The organism is Streptococcus parasanguinis (genome assembly GCF_001578955.1).
Taxonomy (GTDB): Bacteria; Bacillota; Bacilli; order Lactobacillales; family Streptococcaceae; genus Streptococcus; species Streptococcus parasanguinis_U.
The window spans coordinates 42,817-46,792 of sequence record NZ_KQ969692.1; the positions used below are offsets into that span (position 1 = coordinate 42,817).

The 3,976-nt window shown below is 44.1% G+C and carries 5 protein-coding genes; all 5 read right to left on the bottom strand.

What is annotated here, in order from left to right:
• Positions 1 to 14: 14 nt before the first annotated feature.
• The 5 genes from jag to SPADD19_RS08550 all read right to left on the bottom strand — a co-directional run bounded on the left by jag (position 15) and on the right by SPADD19_RS08550 (position 3,871).
• Entirely contained in the window at positions 15 to 962 is a 948-nt protein-coding gene (gene jag, locus SPADD19_RS08530; RefSeq protein WP_049517814.1) for an RNA-binding cell elongation regulator Jag/EloR, read from the bottom strand.
• Positions 963 to 977: 15 nt separating this feature from the next.
• Positions 978 to 1,793, bottom strand: coding sequence for a YidC/Oxa1 family membrane protein insertase (locus SPADD19_RS08535; protein ID WP_041818502.1), 816 nt, complete (start codon positions 1,791 to 1,793; stop codon positions 978 to 980).
• Position 1,794: 1 nt separating this feature from the next.
• Entirely contained in the window at positions 1,795 to 2,136 is a 342-nt protein-coding gene (gene rnpA / locus SPADD19_RS08540; RefSeq protein ID WP_003002960.1) for a ribonuclease P protein component, read from the bottom strand.
• 78 nt (positions 2,137 to 2,214) lie between these two features.
• Positions 2,215 to 2,892 carry a CPBP family intramembrane glutamic endopeptidase gene (locus SPADD19_RS08545; protein WP_061455787.1) on the bottom strand — a complete coding sequence of 226 codons (678 nt, stop codon included), beginning with the start codon at positions 2,890 to 2,892 and terminating at the stop codon, positions 2,215 to 2,217.
• Between the two features lie 85 nt (positions 2,893 to 2,977).
• Complete coding sequence (locus SPADD19_RS08550) at positions 2,978 to 3,871, bottom strand: TDT family transporter (protein ID WP_049498732.1); 894 nt, start codon at positions 3,869 to 3,871, stop codon at positions 2,978 to 2,980.
• Positions 3,872 to 3,976: the final 105 nt, after the last annotated feature.

Here is a 3,976-nt window from a genome sequence, read left to right on the forward strand (position 1 = left end):
AAATAATAGCTAGATTATCCTTCGATGTCTACCACCACGTAACGGTTTGGTTCTTCCCCTTCAGAGTAGCTAGTGACTCCTTCCATCTTAGAGACGATCCGGTGAATGATTTTCCGTTCACTGTTTGACATCGGATCTGTCTGTTGGGCTTGCCCATCTTCGAGGGCACGTGTTGCCAACTTCTGAGCATAGCTTTGAAGAACTTCTGCCCGGTGTTCTACATAGTCATTAACATTAATGGTAATGTAAAAATTCTTTGAATAACGGTTATAGAGGTAATTTTGCGCCAAGAGTTGAAGAGCCTTCAAGACTTTTCCATGATAACCAATCACGCGCCCAGGCTCATTGGTATCAATTTGCATATTGACCGTACGGCGGTTGTGACTGCTTGAGATGGTTGCATCGACATCCATTTCATCAACCACTGTTTGAACATAGGCTGTCACATCAGCTACGACTTCTTCGATATTGTAGTTTTCCTCTACCTCGATACCAAGGTTTGAGAAATCAGACTCGCTTGATTCTTTTGTCGCTGGTTCTTTGACTTTCTCAAGGATATGCTCATGCCCTTTTTCTTCAAGAACCGTATTCGCTTCTTTTTCATGTTTGAGAATCTCCGTCTTGATTTCTTCAGAGACGACTTCCCCCTCTTTTTCAACCTTCTTAATCGCAGCAACCACGCGCCCAAGGTCAACTGTTGCTTCGCTCACGGTCTTGACCGGCTCGTTTTGTGCATTAATTTCGTCCGGTACGCCTTTGACAGCTTTTTGATTGGCTTTGACGACCGTTGTTTCTGCAATCGGCTCAATCTCTACTTGGGCTGGCTTCTTCCCAAACAAGCCAAGAAAACCTTTCTTCTCACGTGCTACAACTGTAATATGTGCCTTCATACGGGGAATATCTAAATCGTTCAGGCCTTTTTGAATCGCTTCTTCAACAGTTGCTCCAGTATATAGGACCATATGTCCACCTCTTTCTTATTTTTTCTTTTTCTGTGCTTTGTTTAGGGCACGGCGTTTTTGTTTTTCCATGTCGCGCGAAGCTTGCTCTTTTGCTTCACGCTCTGCAATAATCTTGAAGGGGTTGTTCAAGAGATAGGTTTGCCCGACTTGATAAGCATTGGAAGTCACCCAGTATAGTGCGACCCCGCTGGCTGAGAACAAGGCAAAGAAGAAGATCATCACAGGCATCACATACATCATAGTTGTTGCACTTCCATTGCGCTCTGGCATGGCTTTATTTGTCAACCAACTACTGAAAAATGTGAAGAGTGCGGCAAGAACCGGCAAGATGTAGGTCGGGTCGATCGCGCCAAGGTCCAACCAGAGGAAGTGACCGACTTTAAGGAATTCAACACGGCTCAGTGCTTGGAACAAGGCCATCAAGACCGGCATCTGGATTAAGAGAGGAAGGAAGGCTGAAGACGTTTTGACGCCTTTTTCTTTGTAAAGGGCTCGCATCTCTTCAGAAAGCTTGGTTCGGCTATCAAGATCCTTCCCAGGATACTTAGCTTGCAATTCCTTGAGTAAGGGTTGAATTTCCTGCATTTTGCGGGTTGAATTCATTTGATATTGGAAGAGCGGCAAAAGGACCGTTCGGATGACAATGGTAAAGACGATAATCCCTACACCGATATTACCGCCAAATGACAAGAAGCGGATGGCTTCTGCAAAGAAGTAGACGAAGCGTTCCCAACCACCTGTCGACTGAGCTGTCACTTGAGAGGTTCCACAAGCTGTCAAGACCAATAAGGCCGCTCCTAATAATCCAGTTAACTTCAGTTTCTTTTTCACTTTATTCCCTTTCTTGGTAGACATGCGCTAATTTTAAGACATGTACAAGATTTTTCTCTACTTGATGAAAGTCGAGCTCCTCCACTCCTTTACGAGCAATGACAACAAAATCATCGGTCGTAAGGAAGGCTTGGTGTTTGATCAAAACATGGCGAATCAAACGTTTGATGCGATTTCTGGTCACAGCATTTCCCAGTTTCTTACTAACAGATAGACCGACTCGAAAATGTGGTTGGTCTTTGCGCAAGCGGTAAACAACGAATTTCCGATTGGCAACATTTTGACCACTTTTAAAAATAGCATTAAAATCTTTGTCACGTTTGACGCGGTAGCTTTTTTTCAAACCTCCACTCCCTCTTTTAAATTTATTCTATTATACCATATTTTCAAAAAAAACCAATCTCACTCAGGAAATCGGTTATTACTTGAATACAGATAAAAGTAAAGGCAAGGTGTAGTAGAGATTGAGCAAGATATGAGCCAAAATAGGAGAAAGGAGTGTCTTACTCCTATAATACAGGATCCCAAAAATCACACTCGGCAGGAGATAGATGATACAAGCCCCTAACGAAAAGGGAGTGTGGAGAAAATGTAGGCCACTGTAGATGAGGGCTGGAAGCCAAATCTCAGCATAGAGTTTCCAGCCTTTGAAGTAGGCATTCACCAAGGCTCCACGAAAGATCAGCTCTTCTGTCACCGGCCGGATAATAACCATTGCAATCACTAGGATAAGCACCCCTGTGGGGCTAATTTCCCGTGGAAACAGACTCAAAACGGCTGCCCGTCCTTGAACAAAACCACTGATGAAGTAGTCCAACCAGTAAACCAAACAGGCCGCAAAAACGGCTTCTATCAGAGCTTGAAGAGGGTTCTTCCCCAGCTTAAATTGCGCTTTTTTAGAAAAACGGTAGACCAAAAATCCTGTAAAGACTGCATAGAGGCCTTCTAGGCCAAATAAGGTCCAATAATAGCTATTGGCGCTTGCTACACTATTGGAGACGTACTGGGCCAAAGGGCGAAATTGGGGCCGAACATAAAAATAAAACAAGAGCAGAAAAAGGGGATAAAGCAGCGAGATCTTTCCTTTAATGAATTTCATAGATACCTTTCCTATAGAGTATGACAAATCGTATAGTGCATCTTACCATAATCGTGACAAGGTTTCAATGAAAAAGGATGACTTCCTACTCCCTGAGATAGACCACATAACCTCCTAAAACAGCGACTAAAATCAAGAGACAAAGAAGAGTTTCCATCCATACGAGAGCTGTCAAGAAAGGCCACTGCAACAAGCCTTGGGCCATTTTCAAAGAGGTCGCTGTGATGACCGTTGGAAAGGTCAGGGCTGAAAAAGCAGGTTGAAAACCTTCTTTGATCATTCTCGGTAGACGCGTCAAAACAAAGAAATAAAAACCTTGTGAGGCAACTACCATGATCAGTAAGAACCAGACAGGAAGGCTTGCTCCACCCACACGAACCAGAGCTGCTAAAAGAAGGGAAAATGGAGCGCAATAGATGCCTTCTTGCCCCAACAGATGACTGGGCAAGGGGGACTGCTTCAAATCATGATAGATAAGGGGATAGAGAAGAAAGGTCAAACCAAAACCAATCACTAAAGCGAGATAAGCAATCTCTCTGATTCCTACAACTGGATAAGTCAAGGCTGCTACTGCAATGCCCACATAGAGAACGGTCCAACTCGGAGTGGCATTGGCTCTTGGTCGCGCTAGGATATGGGTCTTGGTAAAATAGAGAATTAAGCCCAGATCCAAGAGAAAGGCAGACCACCAGACCAACTGTGATAGACCTCCAAAGGCTGGAAAGAGGCGCAAAAGATAGGTGGATAGAATCATCCCTGCCATGGGAAAAGTCGCCATCCCAGATAAAAGGGCTGGTTGTTGGAATTCTATCTTGGTTTCTTGCCAGCGAATTGCATGATAAACGACAAAGAAAAACCAGAAGAACAAACCTGTCAGACTAAAGGCGTGAGCAAGGAAGGGTAGCGAGTCTGCGAGAAGGTTTCCAGCGCCAACCAGTCCTAACAGACAGCCTGAAAATACTAAGGGGATCTTTTTCATCGGGAGCTCCAATCATGTTGTCGCTTTCAGTATACCATAAAAACAGAGGGAACAGCATCAAAAAAGAAGTCATACAAATATGTGCTTCCCCAAAAAAGAGGCTGG

What these genes read in the sequence shown, in the direction of transcription:
- jag (WP_049517814.1), bottom strand. Translation starts at nt 962, where the DNA reads ATGGTCCTATATACTGGAGCAACTGTTGAAGAAGCGATTCAAAAAGGC.
- SPADD19_RS08545 (WP_061455787.1), bottom strand. Translation starts at nt 2,892, where the DNA reads ATGAAATTCATTAAAGGAAAGATCTCGCTGCTTTATCCCCTTTTTCTG.
- SPADD19_RS08550 (WP_049498732.1), bottom strand. Translation starts at nt 3,871, where the DNA reads ATGAAAAAGATCCCCTTAGTATTTTCAGGCTGTCTGTTAGGACTGGTT.